The sequence below is a fragment of the Klebsiella huaxiensis genome (assembly GCF_003261575.2).
GTDB lineage: Bacteria > Pseudomonadota > Gammaproteobacteria > Enterobacterales > Enterobacteriaceae > Klebsiella > Klebsiella huaxiensis.
On sequence record NZ_CP036175.1, the window covers coordinates 204358 to 221954 of the forward strand.

Consider the following 17597-nt stretch of genomic DNA (forward strand, 5'->3'; position numbering starts at 1 on the left):
GAGAAAAGTGGAGGCGGTGCTGGTACGCCTTACCCGGGCTACCCGTTCTCAGATGGCAGTGAGAGGGGAGCCCGGTCAGCGTAGTGCTTATTCGTCCGCTTCTTTCACCCAGATGCGCATTTCGCCTTCGCCGCGGTTGGCCCAGCTAAACCACGGGATAAAGGTCAGGGTCTGTTGCTGACGGGTGGACGGGGCGCGGTCATAATTCCACAGCGCCTGGTTTTCGGCATTTTCCGCCGTTTGTTTATAGCCCGGAGCCTGGAGGAGTGTCTTGTGAGCAAAAATCCCTTTGCCTTCAAACGCGCTGAACTGCGCATCGCGCGGCAGCTGTAGGTTATGCAGCTGTTCGCCGTTATCTGCCTGTTCCAGGCAATAAACCAGCGGGCCGCGCTGGACGGCGACCTGACCCGCCTGATGACGCACCAGCGGGTTGCCGTAAATACGACGTACAGGCATCGGCAACGTTAACACCAGCGTGTCGCCCTCCTGCCAGTGATGGCTAATGTGCAGATAGCCTTTACGTACATCCTGCGCTACCGCCACGCCGTTAAGCGTCACCTGCGGCTTATCGCACCAATCCGGCAGACGCAGTGCGAGAGTGTGATTGATCGGGGTGGATGAATCGATGGCGATTTTCACCTGCTCCTGCCACGGGTAATTGCCGCTGATGCGCAGACGTAAAGTTTCATCGCCCACCGGGATCTCCGCGCTGTTGCCGACATACAGGTTGATGTACAGCGCGTCGTCATGCGGCGTGTAGATATAGTGGCCCAGCGAGGTCAGCACGCGGGCGATGTTCGGTGGGCAGCAGGCGCAGCCGAACCAGCGCTGACGAATGGGCTTCACATGGTCATAAATATGGTTGAATTTTAATGACTTTGGATGCACTTCCAGCGGATTGACGTAGAAGAAATGCTTGCCGTCCAGCGCCATTCCGCCCAGCACGGTGTTATACAGTGCGCGCTCCATCACGTCGGCGTACTGACTATCGGCTTCCATTTCCAGCATTCGGCGGGCAAACATCATCAGGCCGATAGAGGCGCAGCTTTCGGCGTATACCGTGTCGTTTGGCAGGTCGTAGTCGCTGCTGAAGGCCTCCCCGCTGCTCTGCGAACCGATGCCGCCGGTAATATACAGCTGGCGCTGGGCCATATTGTTCCATAAACGCAGGCAGTCCTGGCGTTTGCCTTCGTCCTGGCTTAAGCGGGCGAGATGAGCGACGCCGGTCATCAGATAGACAAAGCGCACTGCGTGGCCGATGGCGACCGGCTGCTCGGAAATCGGCTGATGCGCCTGACTGTAGGGTTTATCTTTAACCATCCACGCCGGGCCGTAGGTGTTCCAGTAGGAGGTTTGGCCGCGTTTTTCATATTCGATATCGTAAAAATGCGGCTGGGTTCCGCGCTCCTCGACGAAGTAGTTCACCAGCGACATGTAGCGCGGCTCCTGCGTTACGTCGTACAGGCGCATTAACGCCAGCTCGATTTCCGGGTGGCCAGGGTAGCCGTGCAGCTGCTTCTCTCCGGGGCCAAATACGCTATCGATATGGTCAGCCAGGCGGCAGACCACCTCCAGCAGGCGGCGCTTGCCAGTGGCCTGGAAGAAGGCGACGCCCGCTTCAATCATATGCCCGGCGCAGTACAGTTCGTGGCATTCGGCGAGGTTGGTCCAACGTTCCTCTGGCGCTTTAACCGTGAAGTAGGTATTCAGATAGCCGTCTTCGCACTGGGCGGCGGCCACCAGTTCAATGACCTCATCTGCGGTCTTTTCCAGCTCGGCGTCCGGCTTCTGGCACAGCGACCAGGCTACGGCTTCCAGCCATTTTGCTACGTCACTGTCCTGAAAGACCATGCCGTAGAATTCTCCCTCCTGGAGTCCGGCGGCGATGCGGAAGTTCTCTATCGCATGGCTCGGATCCGCCTCGTCGATGCGGTCGTTAAGCGCATCCCACTGGTAGGGGATCACCACATCGCGCACCAGTTGCTGGTACTGGCCGAGGAACGGGTCGTTAATTTTCAGTTTGTGCAGATCGACTTCCATAACAGACATGACGGACTCCTTAAGACTGAACGTGACGCGTGCGCAGGTCAGTGGCAATGCGCGCCATCATCGGATTGTTGAGTTTGCAGGCGCGGATCGAGAAGGCCAGCAGCAGATGGAACAGGGCGGGCAGCAGGGTTTCCATGGAGGAGATCCCGGCCAGCGACAGAGCGGTCTGATTGCCAGCCCCCGGCTGATAGGCCACGTAGATAAAAATCAGGCTGATAATGCCGGCGCTAGAGGCCCACGCCAGCTTGATAAAGAACAGATTAAAAGCAAAGTTCATCCCGGAAGAGCGCACGCCGGTTTTCCATTCGCCGTAGTCGTCGGAAAATGCCATCAGCGAGAAGTGCAGCGGTAGGGTGAAGCCAAGAATAATGCCGTTGCCGAGGATCACCATCAGCCACAGGGTCTGATATGCCGGACCGGTCGGTAAAAACCACATCGCGACGGCCAGCGCGGCCAGCACCAGGTTGGTGTAGTAGTAGAGTTTGACGGTATCAAAGCGGCGCGACAGCAGGTTGATGATGACAGAGCCGCCAATTGATGCGAAGGTCACCATGGTGAAAAATAGTGAGGTGTAACCGGTGGACCCCTCAAGGACGTAGGTGATGAAGTACATGTAGCCGCCGCCGCGGATATTAAAGACGTTGATCAGCAGGAATGACATCACGAGCATCAGCAGCAACTGGTCGTTTTTACGCAGCCCGGCGATATGCTCGCGCAGGGTAAATTTACCCATCATGTCCAGCGAGACGCGTTCGCGAACCCAGAAGAAGCAGCACAGGAACATCACCACCGCAATAGCACACAGTACGCCGACGCCATACTGATAGCCTTGAGCAGTGTTGCCCTGACCGAGCGCGGTAACCAGCCACGGTAGCCCAACGGAGACCAAAAAACCCGCCACGCCGCACAGAACGAAGCGCCAGGCCTGGCACGAGATCACCTCGCTGTGGCGCGTGGTCATGGTGTTGATCAGCGCACAGTACGGTACGTTAATCGCGGTGTAGCTCACCGACAGCAGCAGATAGGTTCCGAACGCCCAGGCGATTTTTACTCCCATGCTGGCATCAGGGACGGTGAAGGTCAGGACGCCAATCACGCCGATAGGTACGGCGATCCACAGCTGCCAGGGGCGAAAGCGTCCCCAGCGGCTTTGGGTACGGTCTGCCAGCACTCCCATGATCGGGTCGGAAATGGCATCAAAAACGCGCAGGGCCAGGAACATGGTTCCGACCAGCGCGGGCGTCAGGCCGAAGACATCGGTATAGAAAAAAGTTAAAAAGTTCATGATCAGGCAGGTAATAACCGTCCCACCTGCATCGCCCAGTCCGTAACCTATTTTTTCACGGAGGGATAATTTGTCGTCCTGGGCACGCTGTGCCAAATCGCTTGTCGTAATCGGAGCCGAAGTCATAAATAACTCCCGGAGATGATGTTCGGAGAATATCCCGCCTGGTTGCGGGTTTTTATTGTGTAATTTGCAAAGTACGTTATTTATTCTGCACTAAATATTAGGAGCAACAAGGGAAGGGAAAAGTATAAAAAGGTGACGATTCCGACTTGATAGTAAAAGTGTGATTTTGATCCGGCATAACGCTATTTTATCGTGAATAATCAATAACAATGAGAGGTTGTTTATGATTCTAAAAGCGGAAAATTGAATATCTATGCTTGAATTATCCATGTCTCTTCCGATTAAGGTGCAGAACGGCGGGCTGTTTATTTCCCGCGGCATTGGTAGCCATCCGGCGCGCCAACTTCACTCCTGGGAAATAATATTTGTTGAAAAAGGGACATTAGCGATTCGCGAAGGGAGCGAAGTTTTTAGCGTCAATGCCGGGGAAAGTTTACTGCTCTGGCCGCAGCGTTTACATGTTGGCGTGGGGCAATTTCCGGCGGACCTAAAGTTTTATTGGCTGCATTTTGAAGTGACATCTGGTGAAAGCGACTCTCTACCTGAACCGTTGCTTTCTATCCCGCAGCACACACGAGTCAGCGAGCCGCAGTATATTATTTCGCTGTTCCGGCAATTCTTACGCGAACAGGAAAATATTCATCGCAGCGTGGCGCTGGAATTGATTCTGTTGTTGATTTTGCAGCAAATTTCGGCGGCGGCCAGCGAGCAGCCCGCCGATAGCCCCGGCAATGCGCTGGCGTGGAAAGCGCAGCAAATTATTCATACCCAATTTCATCTGCCCATTTCCGCCTCAACGCTGGCGCATGAACTGCACTGCAACGCCGATTATCTGGGGCGCGTTTATCGCCATGCTTTCCGACTGACGTTAACCGAAGCGTTGCATCGCCAGCGGGTAAGGGCAGCGGAAAAGCTGCTCATCAGCGATTCGCTATCGCTGACTGAAGTGGCGATGAAATGTGGATTTAACGACGTGGGCTACTTTCGCAAGATATTCCGCAAGCACACCAGCCTGACCCCGGCGGCGTGGAAGCGTCGTTACTGCAAAGAGCATATTAATTCGGCGTAGGGTTTAACTAGTGTGTGCCGGACCTGATGTATCGGCGTGGCTTCATCCCGGGGGCGGCGCTTGACGCGCCTTGCCCGGGCTACAGGTTCGTGAGTTCTGCGGGTTTGGTCGCCCGGGCTACAGGTTCGAGCGTTCTGCGGGTTTGGTAGCTCGGGATACAGGTTCGTGAGTTCTGCGGGTTTGGTCGCCCGGGCCACAGGTTCGAGTGTTCTGCGGGTTTGGTCGCCCGGGCTACAGGTTCGAGCGTTCTGCGGGTTTGGTCGCCCGGGCTACAGGTTCGAGCGTTCTGCGGGTTTGGTCGCCCGGGCTACAGGTTCGAGCGTTCTGCGGGTTTGGTCGCCCGGGCTACAGGTTCGAGCGTTCTGCGGGTTTGGTCGCCCGGGCTACAGGTTCGAGTGTTCTGCGGGTTTGGTAGCCCGGACAGATGCGCAGCATCGCCTCCGGGGAAAGCATCTGTACAAACAGACCCTCTTTAGCGCAGCGACCACCACTCCCGCAGGCAGGCCTTGCCTTCCGGGCAGCTTTTGCAGCTTCCGGAAAGACAGCCATCAGCATCTTCGGTCACTTTTACTGCTTTACCCATCGCCTCCAGGCGGCCCAGCATGGCGTCGATCATCGGCTGAGGCGTACGCAGGCGGGCGCTCAACTGCGCGGCCTCCATCCGTCCTTGCAGGGCCAGCATATCGCGAACCTCAATTAACGACGCCATCATCGCTCCTTAGTGGCAATCGCCAGCCGGACTCTGGCAACAGGACGACGGCGTTTTGCGCGTTGCCAGCAGCGAGACGTCCACCCGGCTACGCGCTCTGCGCAGCAGACCAAAGACCAGAATATTGAACAACACCACCGCCAGAATGCACACCAGGCTATAGCGCGGATGCTGGCTGAAGCTGACGGTCTGGTAATACAGCGTAGAGAGTGAATAGGCGATATTCAGGCCCCACAGGATAGAGAAGGACATCCAACCGCGGCTCGACTCGCGGGCAATCGCCCCCATCACCGAAATGCAGGGAATATAGAGCAGAACGAAAATCAGGTAGCTGTACGCCGCTGCGGCGCTGCCGAATTTGCTGCCCATTACGCCCATCGCGCCGGTTTCCATTTCGCCATCGCCTTTGCTGGCTTCAATGGGGTTCGCCAGTACGCTCAGGCTGAAGGTATCTTTCAGGCTTTGCCAGGTCTCATCCACCGCGGCCAGCAGTTCGTCGCCAAGGTGGAACTCCTGCGGATTAAACGCTTCATTCTGGATATCTTCAGCGGTGTAGAGCGTGTTCAACGTACCAACCACCACCTCTTTCGCCATCGCGCCGGTAAACAGGCCGACGGTCGCCTGCCAGTTATCCTCATGCACGCCAATCGGTTTAAACACCGGGGTAATCACGCGGCTGACTGATGCCAGCGCCGAATCGTTGATGTTATCGACGATCTTCCCGCTCAGCGAGAAGCTGTTCAGCGCGCTGAGGAAGATACTGACGATGACGATCACTTTACCGGCACGCAGCACGAAACCTTTCAGACGCTGCCAGGTCTGGATAATCAGACTCTTAATATGCGGGACGTGGTACACCGGCAGCTCCATCACGAACGGCGAAGCTTCGCCGCGCATAATTGTGTGCTTGAGCATCAGGCCGGTGAGGATCGCCATGACGATACCTAACAGGTATAGCGAGAAGACTGCCAGCGCGCCGTTCTGGCCGAAAAAGGCGGCGGCAAAAACAGCAAAGATTGCCAGCCGCGCACCGCAGGACATAAACGGCGCCATCATGATGGTCATCAGGCGCTCGCGCGGCGCATCAAGGGTACGTGCGCCCATCACCGACGGCACGTTACAGCCAAAACCAACAATCAACGGCACGAAGGATTTCCCCGGCAGCCCCAGCGCTTGCATCAGGCGGTCCATCACAAACGCCGCCCGCGCCATGTAGCCGGAGTCTTCAAGGAAGGAGAGGAACAGGTACATCATGCCGATTTGCGGCACCAGCGGCAGCACGGTATTAATACCGCCGCCGATCCCCTGGGCGAGGAAAATGGTTAGCCAGTCCGGGAAATGCAGGGTATAGCCGATCCACTGAATGCCGTGGATAAAGATAGCCACAGAACCGCCATCAAAGATTGGCTGCAGTGCACCGCCGATGTTGATCGCCAGTAAGAACATCAGGTACATGACGAATAGAAAGACCGGCAGCCCAAGGAAACGGTTGAGGATAATTTTATCCATCGCCGCAGTGAAACGACTTGGCTCGGAGGTCAACGTGTTGCTGACCGCATCACAAATGGCGGCAATGCTTTGGTAACGCGCATCGGCGATATGCAGCGCCGGGTCGTCCAGCTCTTCGCTCAGATGCGCCAGCGCACTGTCCAGCTTGTGGGCTGCGTCACCAGCATAGGCGCGGCTGTAAATATCGCCTTCCAGCATCTGCAAACCCAGCCAGCTACGCTGACGTGGCGGGATGTTCTGCGCCATCGCTTGCGCCAGCTTGTCCGCTTCGCGCAGCAGCGGCTGCGGATAGTGCACCAGCTCAATAGATTGGTTTTCCTGATGACGGTCGATAGCCATTTTTAAGGCTTCGATACCGCGTCCACGGGTGGAAACCAGCGGAATAACCGGGCAACCGAGGCGCGCTGCCAGCGCATCGACATCAATACGGATTTTTTGTTTTTCCGCGATATCAAGCATGTTCAACGCGACTACGCAGGGAATGCCTAGTTCCAGCAGTTGCAGGGTCAGGTAGAGGTTACGTTCCAGATTGGATGCATCAACCACGTTAATCAGCATGTCGGCATCACCGCTGAGGATGTAGTGGCAGGCAATTTGCTCATCCAGCGAGGTTTGCGAAGAGATAGTGGTCAGGGAATAGGTGCCAGGAAGGTCGACCAGCGTGACCTGATGATCGGTGGTGTTGAAACCACCCTCTTTACGCTCAACGGTGACTCCGGCCCAGTTGCCCACACGCTGACGCGCGCCGGTGAGCTGGTTGAATAGCGTCGTCTTACCGGAATTAGGATTACCAATTAAACCAATGGTTAATTTTTTCATATTCATGCTCTTAGTGCCGGTCAGGCGTTATTGTGCAACTGCTTCCAGCTCAATTAACGCTAAATCCTTTTTGCGTAATACCAGGCTCACACGTCGGGTTTCAATGTGAATAGGATCGCCAAGCGGCGCCACGCGAACCACATTAAAAGAAGAGCCGGGCAGCATCCCGAGGGACAGAAGTTTCTGCCGATAAGCCGGGCTAATATCGCGGGAGAAACCAGTGATTTTCCACGCACTATCAGGTGTGAATTGCATAGGACCTACTTGTATATCGCTAACTGAAAGAGAGTTTTCCGTATGCGCCGGAGGTGCAGCGCCTGGGACCGTAGCCAACGAAGAATAATAAATACTCACTGAGAATAATGATAATGAGAATAGTTTTTATCATCAATACATATAATGCGATAGATTCTATGTTTAGCCGGAAAATTGAGCTTTTGTTGATATTGAGCAAAGTCGATTTTGTTATCGCCACTGAGATAATAATTATTCTTATTTCTTAATGTTTAATTAAGGTTTCGTTAGTTAACAAAATGAAAATATTAATCTCAGAAATTCAATTCACGCTTATTAAGAAGTTATAAGAAAATACTGATGCTTGTTTGCGCAATATGGCGAATGGCCGAGGAGAAGCGGCCCCTCAGCAAGAGGGGCCGAAAAGGGGGGTTAGCGTTTTTTACCCATTGCTGCGGCCAGCGCGTCCATCATCGCGCTGTTGCCCGCAGGCTGTGCGTCACGACCGCGTGGTGGCTTAGCCGCTTTTGCCGCCGGGCGATTGCCCTGAGGGCGATCGTTATTCCCGCCGCCGCGACGGGCATTGGTTTCGCCAGGCTGTTCGTCCAGGCGCATCGTCAGGGCGATACGCTTACGCTGCAGGTCAACTTCCATCACTTTGACCTTCACGATATCGCCCGCTTTGACCACGGTGTGCGGGTCTTCAACGAACTTATTCGACAGCGAAGAGATGTGCACCAGACCGTCCTGATGCACGCCGATATCAACAAACGCGCCGAAGTTGGTGACGTTGGTGACCGCGCCTTCGAGGATCATCCCCGGCAGCAGGTCGTTCATCGTTTCGACGCCATCGGCGAACTGGGCGGTTTTAAACTCAGGACGCGGGTCGCGACCCGGTTTTTCCAGCTCTTTGATGATGTCGGAAACCGTCGGCACACCGAATTTGTCATCGGTGAAATCAACGGCTCGTAGGTTGCGTAATTCGCTGCTGTTACCCATCAGATCTTGCAGCGCCTGCTGCGTCGCCGCCAGAATTCGCTCAACCACCGGATACGCTTCCGGGTGCACGGTTGAGGCGTCCAGCGGGTTGTCGCCGTGGTTGATACGCAGGAAGCCCGCGCACTGTTCAAACGCTTTTGGCCCCAGACGGCTGACTTTAAGCAGTTGCTGGCGGTTCTGGAACTGACCGTTTTCATCACGCCAGGCGACAACATTTTGCGCCATCATGCGGGTCAGACCGGCAACGCGGGTGAGCAGTGGTACCGATGCCGTGTTGAGGTCCACGCCAACGGCGTTCACGCAGTCTTCAACCACCGCATCCAGCTTACGCGCCAGCTGCGACTGACTGACATCATGCTGATACTGGCCAACCCCGATGGATTTCGGGTCGATTTTCACCAGTTCGGCCAGCGGATCCTGAAGACGGCGGGCGATAGAAACCGCGCCGCGCAGGGAAACGTCGAGGTCCGGGAACTCCAGCGCCGCCAGTTCTGAGGCGGAATAGACGGAAGCGCCCGCTTCGCTGACGATCACCTTCTGCGCGGTCACTTTCGGGAACTGTTGCTGCACGTCGAGGAAGAAGCGTTCGGTTTCACGCGAGGCGGTACCGTTGCCGATTGCCACCAGTTCAACATTGTGTTTTTCACACAACGCAGCTACCGCCACCGCCGCTTTGGCGGCCTGCCCGGTATGCGGGTAAATGGTATCGGTGGCGACCAGTTTGCCGGTGCCGTCGACAACCGCCACCTTCACGCCGGTACGCAGGCCGGGATCGAGACCCATAGTAGCGCGTAGCCCGGCCGGGGCCGCCATCAGCAGGTCATGCAGGTTGCGGGCGAAAACGTTGATCGCTTCGTCTTCCGCACGTTCGCGCACGGTGCCCATCAGCTCGGTTTCGAGGTGCATCAGCACCTTGATACGCCACGTCCAGCTCACTACGCCTTTACGCCAGCTATCCGCAGGAGCGTTATTCAAGCGCAGGCCGAGATGGTTGATAATAATTTGCTCGCCATGGCTCTCTTTCGGTGGCTCGTCAAACTGCGGATCGGCATTCAGAGAGAGTTGCAGCACGCCTTCGTTGCGGCCGCGGAACATGGCCAGAGCACGATGTGACGGCACGGTAGAAATTGGTTCGTGATGATCGAAGTAGTCGCGGAATTTCGCCCCTTCCTCTTCTTTCCCACTCACCACGGTCGCGACCAGGTGGGCGTTCTTCCACAGATAATCACGCACTTTAGCCAGCAGCCCGGCATCTTCAGCGAAACGCTCCATCAGGATATAGCGCGCACCATCGAGAGCGGCTTTGCTATCCGCGACGCCTTTATCGGCGTCGATATATTTGACGGCTTCGGTTTCTGGATCGTGGGACGGTTCGTTCCACAGCAGTTCAGCCAGCGGCTCCAGTCCGGCTTCAATGGCGATTTGCCCACGCGTGCGGCGTTTTTGTTTGTACGGCAGATAGAGGTCTTCAAGCTCGGTTTTACTCAACGTACCGTTGATGGCTTTTTCCAGCGCCTCGGTCAGTTTGCCTTGTTCGCCGATGGACTTGAGGATCGTCTGGCGGCGGTCTTCGAGTTCACGCAGATAACCCAGGCGGGTTTCCAGATTACGCAGCTGCGTGTCATCCAGACCGCCGGTGACTTCTTTACGATAGCGTGCGATAAACGGCACGGTGTTCCCTTCATCAAGCAGGCGAACGGCAGCTTCTACCTGTTCAGCCCTGGCCTGAAGTTCACCCGCAATAATGCGGCAGAGCGAATCATTCATCATGGGTTTAATTCATCTTTAGGATCAAAAATCAGGGGGATAGTTATACGGACTGACACAGCAAAATGCCAGCCACGACCAAAGCCTCTCGGAATGTTCCAGGGCTTAGAGCCTATCTCAGTAGGCGTAATTGGCGAAGACAGTTTGAACACGGACAGCGCGGAAGAACCGGAGCGTACACGTAGTACGTGAGGATTCTGAGCACTGCCCAGGTTCAAAATGGCAAGCAAAATAGCCTTAATGGGATAGGCTCTTATTTGACGTATTCAATCTCATTCACATACCAGGCGGCTTCCCCCGCAGGTGTGTTAACGATAGCCAGGTCGCCGACCTCTTTTTTCAGCAGCGCGCGCGCCATTGGCGAATCAATTGAGATGTAGTCGTTGCGCCCGAAGATTTCATCATAGCCGACGATGCGAAAGCGCTTGGTATCGCCATCATCGTTTTCAATCTCCACCCACGCGCCGAAGAACACCTTGCCTTCCTGCTGCGGGGAGTAATCAACGATTTTCAGATGCTCAAGGCATTTGGTCAGGTAGCGCACCCGGCGGTCGATTTCGCGCAGGCGTTTTTTGTTGTACTGGTAGTCGGCGTTCTCGCTGCGGTCGCCGAGGCTCGCCGCCCAGGTCACTTTTTTTGTGACTTCCGGGCGCTCTTCGCGCCACAGATAATCCATCTCTTTTTTAAGTTTTTCATACCCTTCACGGGTGATCAGCGGCGTTTTCATCGGGAGTCCTGGTTCCTGTTACACATCTTTGTGCGATGGTGCGCACAATTCGTCGCACGTAATAATACCGACAGGATAAATAATGTGTCTTATGCTTAAATGTATACTTAAGCTGCTGTTAAATATGCTTTGTAACAATTTAGCCTGGAATATATACCAGATTTCGCTGGTGAGCGACCCGGGCTTTTTTGAGAATACGCACTGACAAATGCAGTGAACCTTTGGGAGTATAAACAATGCAAGAGAATTATAAGATTCTGGTTGTCGATGACGACATGCGCCTGCGTGCGCTACTCGAACGTTATCTGACCGAGCAGGGCTTCCAGGTTCGTAGCGTGGCGAACGCTGAACAGATGGATCGCCTGCTGACCCGAGAGTCCTTCCACCTGATGGTGTTGGATCTCATGCTACCTGGCGAAGATGGCCTGTCCATTTGCCGTCGCCTGCGTAGCCAAAGCAACCCGATGCCGATCATTATGGTGACGGCAAAAGGGGAAGAAGTTGATCGTATCGTTGGCCTGGAAATTGGCGCTGACGACTACATTCCAAAACCGTTTAACCCACGTGAACTGCTGGCCCGCATCCGCGCCGTGCTGCGCCGCCAGGCCAACGAATTGCCGGGTGCGCCGTCACAAGAAGAAGCGGTTATCGCCTTCGGTAAGTTCAAACTGAACCTCGGCACTCGCGAGATGTTCCGTGAAGATGAGCCAATGCCGCTGACCAGCGGTGAATTCGCGGTGCTGAAAGCGCTGGTTAGCCACCCGCGTGAGCCGCTGTCCCGCGATAAGCTGATGAACCTCGCCCGTGGCCGTGAGTACTCGGCAATGGAGCGTTCCATCGACGTACAAATCTCCCGCCTGCGCCGCATGGTGGAAGAAGATCCAGCACATCCACGCTATATCCAGACCGTTTGGGGCCTGGGCTACGTCTTCGTACCGGACGGCGCTAAGGCATGAAACGCGTGCGCTTTTCGCCGCGAAGCTCATTTGCCCGCACCCTGCTACTGATTGTCACCTTGCTGTTCGTCAGTCTGGTGACGACCTATTTAGTGGTGCTGAATTTCGCGATCCTGCCGAGTCTTCAGCAGTTTAATAAGGTTCTGGCCTACGAAGTCCGTATGCTGATGACCGATAAGCTGCAACTGGAAGATGGCACCCAACTGGTGGTGCCGCCGGCGTTTCGGCGCGAGATTTACCGCGAGCTGGGCATTTCGCTTTATTCCAATGAAGCGGCGGAAGACGCAGGCCTGCGCTGGGCGCAGCATTACGAATTCTTAAGTCAGCAGATGGCGCATCAGCTGGGCGGGCCGACCGAGGTGCGGGTTGAGGTGAACAAAAGCTCCCCCGTGGTCTGGCTGAAAACCTGGCTCTCGCCCAATATCTGGGTGCGCGTCCCGCTGACCGAAATCCATCAGGGCGACTTCTCGCCGCTGTTCCGCTATACCCTGGCGATTATGCTGTTGGCGATTGGCGGCGCCTGGCTCTTTATTCGAATTCAGAACCGACCTCTTGTCGACCTGGAGCACGCAGCGCTTCAGGTCGGGCGAGGCATTATTCCTCCACCGTTGCGCGAATACGGCGCATCGGAAGTTCGTTCGGTAACCCGAGCCTTTAACCATATGGCGTCGGGCGTCAAACAGCTAGCGGATGACCGTACGCTGCTGATGGCCGGGGTGAGTCACGATCTGCGTACGCCGCTGACGCGCATCCGTCTGGCGACGGAGATGATGAGCGAAGAGGACGGTTACCTTGCCGAGTCGATTAATAAAGATATTGAAGAGTGCAACGCCATCATCGAGCAGTTTATCGACTACCTGCGCACTGGCCAGGAGATGCCGATGGAGCTGGCTGACCTTAACTCGGTGTTGGGTGAAGTGATTGCGGCCGAAAGCGGCTACGAGCGTGAAATCGCCACCGACCTGCAGGCTGGTGAAATTCCGCTGCGGATACATCCGCTGTCTATCAAGCGCGCGTTGGCCAATATGGTCGTGAACGCCGCCCGCTATGGTAACGGCTGGATTAAAGTCAGCAGCGGGAGCGAAGGTGGTCGGGCATGGTTCCAGGTTGAGGATGACGGTCCGGGCATTAAACCAGAGCAACGCGAGCATCTGTTCCAGCCGTTCGTTCGTGGTGACAGCGCCCGCACCATCAGCGGAACGGGCCTGGGGTTAGCTATCGTTCAGCGTATTGTCGATAACCATAATGGCAAGCTGGAGCTGGGCTCCAGCGAGCGCGGTGGGTTATTGATTCGTGCCTGGTTTCCGGTTCCGGTGAATCGCGCCCTGCCGCCAATAAAACCGACCAAAGAGAGTTAAGTCTGCAACAACCCGGCGCGCCCGGTTTTGTCGCCCGGGCAAGGCGCGTTAAGCAGCGCCCCCGGGAAAGTCCGCGCGATATTTCAGTCAGAGACATCCCCGGGTTGCGGCTGGCGCCCTATCCGGTCTACCTGAGTGCGGAGGTTCGTGGCTTCCCGGGGGCGGTGCTGCGCACCTGCCCGGGCTACAAAACCCCATGAACCCGTAGCCCGGGCAAGGCGCGTTAAGCGCCGCCCCCGGGAAAGCGCGCACGAAATTTCAGTCAGAGACATCCCCGGATTGCCGGGCGTTAGTTTTGCCCGTAATAGGCATTCGCGCCGTGTTTACGCAGATAGTGTTTATCGAGCAGTTCAGACTGCATATCCGGCAACTGCGGGGCCAACTGGCGTGAGAACAGCCCCATATAGGCACACTCCTCAAGGACCACGGCGTTGTGCACGGCGTCAGCGGCATTTTTACCCCAGGCAAACGGGCCGTGTGAATGAACTAATACCGCCGGGATTTGCGCCGGATCCAGACCGCGCTGTTCAAAGGTTTTAATAATCACCTCGCCGGTCTGATACTCGTATTCGCCGTTAATTTCCTCAACGGTCATCAGTCGGGTACAGGGGATCGCGCCATAGAAATAGTCGGCGTGGGTGGTGCCCCAGGCGGGCAGGTCGAGCCCGGCCTGCGACCAGATCGTCGCATGGCGGGAATGGGTATGCACGATCCCACCGATCTGTGGATAGCGGCGATAGAGCGCCAGATGGGTCGCGGTATCGGACGACGGTTTTTTGTTGCCTTCAACGACCTTACCGCTGGCGATCTCTACTACCACCATATCGTCGGCGGTCATCACCTCATATTCAACGCCGGAAGGCTTGATGATCATCAGTTTGCGCGTCTCATCGACCGCGCTGACGTTGCCCCAGGTAAAGGTGACCAGCCCGTGCGCCGGAAGCGCCAGGTTTGCCGTCAGCACCTCGGCTTTCAGTTGCTCTAACATGTGAAACCTCCTTCCTGCATCCGTGATTCAATCCAGCGGCGGGCCTGGATAATTTCCAGCACCGGCTCGCTGGCTTTCTCTGTCCACATCTCAATCAGAAATGAACCGCGATAATTCAGCTCATGTAGCGTTTTGAAGATGCCAACAAAATCAACGCATCCTTCGCCAAACGGCACGTCGCGGAACTGGCCGGGGCTGTCACCGGTCACCGGCAACGTGTCTTTCAGGTGGATAGCTGCGATACGGTCGATACCCAGCTTCAGTTCGGCGGTCACGTCGTTCCCCCAGGCGCTGAGGTTGCCGACGTCTGGATAAACGGTGAACCACGGTGACGAAAGCATCTCGTCCCACTTTTTCCACTTACTGATGGAGTTCATAAACGCGGTATCCATGATCTCCACCGCCAGCATCACTTGAGCCGCTGCGGCTTGTTCCACCGCCCAGGCCAGCCCTTCGGCGAAACGTTGCTGGGTGCCTTCGTCGTGCTCTTCGTAATAGACGTCGTAACCTGCCAGCTGGATGGTGCGGATACCGAGATCGCGCGCCAGGCGAATGGCTTTAGTCATGATCTCCCTCGCCCGTTTGCGAACCGCTTCATCGCGGCTGCCGAAAGGGAAGCGACGATGGGCGGACAAGCACATGGATGGGATGGCGACGCCGCTTTCCAGCATCGCGCTCACCAGCGATGCGCGCTGAGCCGAAGTCCATTCGAGGCGCGAAAGGCGTTCATCCGTTTCATCCACCGACATCTCAACAAAATCAAAACCGCAGCTTTTTGCCAGCACCAGCCGCTCCGGCCAACTGAGATCTTTCGCCAGTGCTTTCTCGTAAATACCTAATGGATGATTACGCATGCTTTTTTCCCCAGATGGCGTCAATTTGGGCGTGGAATTCGGCGGCGACCTGTGCCGGATGGGCAGCTCCTGCCAGCGCCCGTCCGGCGATAAACGCCTTGACGTTAATGTCGCGGAACAGCGGCAGATCCGCTGGGGTAATACCGCCGGTAATCGATAGTTCAAGGCCGATGTCGGACAACGCTTTCATACGCGTCAGATCCGCTTCGCCCCACAGCTGCCCGCTGGCCTGCGCATCGCGTCCGCGGTGATAAATCGCCTGGCGAACCCCGACGCGATACCAGTCTCGGGCGTCGTCCAGCGTCCAGTTACCGAACAGTTCCATTTGAATTTCACCGCCGCAGGACTTGGCAACGGCGTGGCCTTTCTCGACCGTGGCGAGCGGCGCGGCGCAGATGATAGTCATCCAGTTAGCTCCGGCGGTAAACGCCTGCTGCGCCAGGGTTTCGCCAGCATCGGCCACCTTCCAGTCGGCGACGATGATTTTTTCTGGGCACTGTGCTCGCAGGGCTTTCACCGCGCTAAGGCCTTCGGTTAAACAAAGGATGGTGCCCGCTTCAACGATATCGACATGGTCCTGTAGCAGGGCAACATCGCGGCTTGCGGCCTCCAGATTGGTGTGGTCGAGCGCCAGTTGCAGTAGGGGTCGGCTCATAATGTGTGCTCCTTAATACGGGCGTGATAGCCCTGTAGTGCTTCAATCAAATCTTGGTATTGGCGGTATTTGCGCTGATAGAGGGTGTGTGCGGTCATGTCAGGTAGCAGCGTGCGCACCGGGTGCTGGAGAGCGCGTTGGGCATCGCTAAAATTGCGATATACGCCGGTGCCGACGCGAGACGCGAGGGCCGCGCCAAAGCAGCCGGTCTCCTCCACCTGCGGCAGCTCAATGCGTAAACCGCTGACGTCCGCCAGCATCTGCATCCAGACGTCGGAGTGCGCCGGGCCGCCGGTGACGCGCAGGGTGTGAACCTCGGTAAAGCGCTCACGCATGCGGTTGAGGTGGGTCATATGGCTGAACACCACGCCTTCATAGAGCGCCTGTAGCAGGTGCGCGCGGGTGTGCAGTGCCTGCATGCCGTAAAAACCGCAGGTCATCTCCAGCCCGGCGTTGCTGCCGTAGAGAAACGGGAGAAAAAAGAGGTCGCTACCGGCTTTCGGCAGGCTGGCAACGGCCTGATTAATTTCATCGAAAGAGATCTCCCCCCACTGGGCGGTGAACCACTCCAGATTGCCGGAGGAGGTCGGGCTGGCTTCGTGAACGATGTACTGCCCGTCATTGACGTAGCGGCCATAGACGTAAGGATGCGCCTCATGGTCGCGCAGACCGTGAGCGATACCGCTGGTGACGGCCCAGGTACCCATTACTGCATTGAGGGTGTATTCATCTTCAATACCGGCGCAGAGTGCGGTGGAAACCACGTCAAACAGGCCGCCGACGACGGGGGTGCCCGCCGCCAGACCAGTGATGGCGGCTGCCTGAGCGGTGATTTCCCCGCATATTTCTGCTGAGCCGACGATGGGGGGCAGTGCGCCGTTGATTTCGCTGATGCCCAGCCATTCGGTCAGGCGAGGGTCGTACTGACCCGTCGCCATGTTGTAGAGATTGGACTCGGAGATATTGCTCTCTTCGCAGCCTTTCACGCCGGTTAAGCACCAGCGCAGATAGTCATGCGTCATCATCACGCAGCCTATCTGCGCATAGCGCTGCGGCTCATTCTCTTTTACCCAGCGTAAAAGGGAGACAGGATGCCCGGTCCAGAGGGTTTGCCGAGTCAGCGGGTAGAGTTTTTGGGGAATCGCCTCTTTTTGCCAGCGCTGGACGATTTCCATGGCGCGACGATCGGAAGAGAGCATCGCTTTACCTAATGGCCGATCGCTTTTATCTAACAGAAACAGGCCCTTCCCCTGAGCTGAAATACCCAGACCACGGATTTGTGAACCATTCACCCCCGTGTGCGCCAGCAGTTTGCTGATGACCGAAGCGCACTGCTGCCACAACTCGGTCATATCGCGTTCAACCCAGCCTGGCTGCGGGCTTAAAGCGTGCAGCGGCAGGCGTTGCACAGCTACTTCCCGGCCTGCGCCATCGTACAATCCGGCTTTTAGCCAACTCCCACCACAATCTAACCCCAGCCAGTAATTGCTCAT

The 17597-nt window shown here is 56.4% G+C and carries 14 protein-coding genes; 3 read left to right on the top strand and 11 right to left on the bottom strand.

Going from position 1 to position 17597, the window contains the following annotated elements; all coding sequences use genetic code 11:
* Positions 1 to 87: 87 nt before the first annotated feature.
* Positions 88 to 2049: a glycoside hydrolase family 127 protein gene (locus DA718_RS00955; RefSeq protein ID WP_112215943.1), complete on the bottom strand. Its 1962-nt coding sequence runs from the start codon at positions 2047 to 2049 to the stop codon at positions 88 to 90.
* 10 nt (positions 2050 to 2059) lie between these two features.
* Positions 2060 to 3460 (bottom strand): MFS transporter, encoded by a 1401-nt coding sequence (locus DA718_RS00960; protein ID WP_112215944.1) that lies wholly within the window; start codon positions 3458 to 3460, stop codon positions 2060 to 2062.
* Between the two features lie 253 nt (positions 3461 to 3713).
* Between DA718_RS00960 and DA718_RS00965 the strand changes: the two genes are divergently transcribed.
* Complete coding sequence (locus DA718_RS00965) at positions 3714 to 4529, top strand: helix-turn-helix domain-containing protein (RefSeq protein ID WP_112215945.1); 816 nt, start codon at positions 3714 to 3716, stop codon at positions 4527 to 4529.
* Positions 4530 to 5001: 472 nt separating this feature from the next.
* On the opposite strand, the gene feoC is transcribed toward DA718_RS00965, so the two are convergent.
* The 5 genes from feoC to greB all read right to left on the bottom strand — a co-directional run bounded on the left by feoC (position 5002) and on the right by greB (position 11293).
* Complete coding sequence (gene feoC, locus DA718_RS00970) at positions 5002 to 5238, bottom strand: [Fe-S]-dependent transcriptional repressor FeoC (RefSeq protein ID WP_110276282.1); 237 nt, start codon at positions 5236 to 5238, stop codon at positions 5002 to 5004.
* Positions 5239 to 5247: 9 nt separating this feature from the next.
* Entirely contained in the window at positions 5248 to 7566 is a 2319-nt protein-coding gene (feoB, locus tag DA718_RS00975; RefSeq protein WP_112216011.1) for a Fe(2+) transporter permease subunit FeoB, read from the bottom strand.
* 27 nt (positions 7567 to 7593) lie between these two features.
* On the bottom strand, positions 7594 to 7821 hold the full coding sequence (gene feoA / locus DA718_RS00980) for a ferrous iron transporter A (RefSeq protein WP_004126281.1): 228 nt from the start codon (positions 7819 to 7821) through the stop codon (positions 7594 to 7596).
* Between the two features lie 411 nt (positions 7822 to 8232).
* Positions 8233 to 10569 (bottom strand): Tex family protein, encoded by a 2337-nt coding sequence (locus DA718_RS00985; protein ID WP_112215946.1) that lies wholly within the window; start codon positions 10567 to 10569, stop codon positions 8233 to 8235.
* A 250-nt stretch (positions 10570 to 10819) separates the two neighbouring features.
* Positions 10820 to 11293: a transcription elongation factor GreB gene (greB, locus tag DA718_RS00990; protein ID WP_110276279.1), complete on the bottom strand. Its 474-nt coding sequence runs from the start codon at positions 11291 to 11293 to the stop codon at positions 10820 to 10822.
* 236 nt (positions 11294 to 11529) lie between these two features.
* Between greB and ompR the strand changes: the two genes are divergently transcribed.
* Positions 11530 to 12249 carry an osmolarity response regulator transcription factor OmpR gene (gene ompR, locus DA718_RS00995; RefSeq protein ID WP_006177890.1) on the top strand — a complete coding sequence of 240 codons (720 nt, stop codon included), beginning with the start codon at positions 11530 to 11532 and terminating at the stop codon, positions 12247 to 12249.
* Positions 12246 to 13607: a two-component system sensor histidine kinase EnvZ gene (envZ, locus tag DA718_RS01000; RefSeq protein ID WP_112215948.1), complete on the top strand. Its 1362-nt coding sequence runs from the start codon at positions 12246 to 12248 to the stop codon at positions 13605 to 13607. Before ompR ends, envZ begins: the two co-directional genes overlap by 4 nt.
* A 289-nt stretch (positions 13608 to 13896) precedes the next feature.
* Here the strand turns inward: envZ and araD are convergent, their stop codons facing one another.
* The 4 genes from araD to DA718_RS01020 are packed head-to-tail and all read right to left on the bottom strand — an operon-like array spanning position 13897 to position 17597.
* Positions 13897 to 14595 carry an L-ribulose-5-phosphate 4-epimerase gene (araD, locus tag DA718_RS01005; RefSeq protein WP_112215949.1) on the bottom strand — a complete coding sequence of 233 codons (699 nt, stop codon included), beginning with the start codon at positions 14593 to 14595 and terminating at the stop codon, positions 13897 to 13899.
* Complete coding sequence (locus tag DA718_RS01010; protein ID WP_112215950.1) at positions 14589 to 15449, bottom strand: L-ribulose-5-phosphate 3-epimerase; 861 nt, start codon at positions 15447 to 15449, stop codon at positions 14589 to 14591. Before DA718_RS01010 ends, araD begins: the two co-directional genes overlap by 7 nt.
* On the bottom strand, positions 15442 to 16104 hold the full coding sequence (gene ulaD, locus DA718_RS01015; RefSeq protein WP_112215951.1) for a 3-keto-L-gulonate-6-phosphate decarboxylase UlaD: 663 nt from the start codon (positions 16102 to 16104) through the stop codon (positions 15442 to 15444). The genes DA718_RS01010 and ulaD overlap by 8 nt, the downstream gene beginning before the upstream one ends.
* The gene (locus tag DA718_RS01020) at positions 16101 to 17597 is read right to left on the bottom strand and encodes an FGGY-family carbohydrate kinase (protein WP_112215952.1); all 1497 of its coding nucleotides are present in this window, start codon (positions 17595 to 17597) and stop codon (positions 16101 to 16103) included. The genes ulaD and DA718_RS01020 overlap by 4 nt, the downstream gene beginning before the upstream one ends.

Excerpts from the sequence above, each read along its gene's own strand:
- DA718_RS00955 (WP_112215943.1), bottom strand. The coding sequence starts at position 2,049 with ATGTCTGTTATGGAAGTCGATCTGCACAAACTGAAAATTAACGACCCG.
- DA718_RS00960 (WP_112215944.1), bottom strand. The coding sequence starts at position 3,460 with ATGACTTCGGCTCCGATTACGACAAGCGATTTGGCACAGCGTGCCCAG.
- DA718_RS00965 (WP_112215945.1), top strand. The coding sequence starts at position 3,714 with ATGCTTGAATTATCCATGTCTCTTCCGATTAAGGTGCAGAACGGCGGG.
- feoC (WP_110276282.1), bottom strand. The coding sequence starts at position 5,238 with ATGGCGTCGTTAATTGAGGTTCGCGATATGCTGGCCCTGCAAGGACGG.
- feoB (WP_112216011.1), bottom strand. The coding sequence starts at position 7,566 with ATGAAAAAATTAACCATTGGTTTAATTGGTAATCCTAATTCCGGTAAG.
- feoA (WP_004126281.1), bottom strand. The coding sequence starts at position 7,821 with ATGCAATTCACACCTGATAGTGCGTGGAAAATCACTGGTTTCTCCCGC.
- DA718_RS00985 (WP_112215946.1), bottom strand. The coding sequence starts at position 10,569 with ATGATGAATGATTCGCTCTGCCGCATTATTGCGGGTGAACTTCAGGCC.
- greB (WP_110276279.1), bottom strand. The coding sequence starts at position 11,293 with ATGAAAACGCCGCTGATCACCCGTGAAGGGTATGAAAAACTTAAAAAA.
- ompR (WP_006177890.1), top strand. The coding sequence starts at position 11,530 with ATGCAAGAGAATTATAAGATTCTGGTTGTCGATGACGACATGCGCCTG.
- envZ (WP_112215948.1), top strand. The coding sequence starts at position 12,246 with ATGAAACGCGTGCGCTTTTCGCCGCGAAGCTCATTTGCCCGCACCCTG.
- araD (WP_112215949.1), bottom strand. The coding sequence starts at position 14,595 with ATGTTAGAGCAACTGAAAGCCGAGGTGCTGACGGCAAACCTGGCGCTT.
- DA718_RS01010 (WP_112215950.1), bottom strand. The coding sequence starts at position 15,449 with ATGCGTAATCATCCATTAGGTATTTACGAGAAAGCACTGGCGAAAGAT.
- ulaD (WP_112215951.1), bottom strand. The coding sequence starts at position 16,104 with ATGAGCCGACCCCTACTGCAACTGGCGCTCGACCACACCAATCTGGAG.
- DA718_RS01020 (WP_112215952.1), bottom strand. The coding sequence starts at position 17,597 with ATGAGCAATTACTGGCTGGGGTTAGATTGTGGTGGGAGTTGGCTAAAA.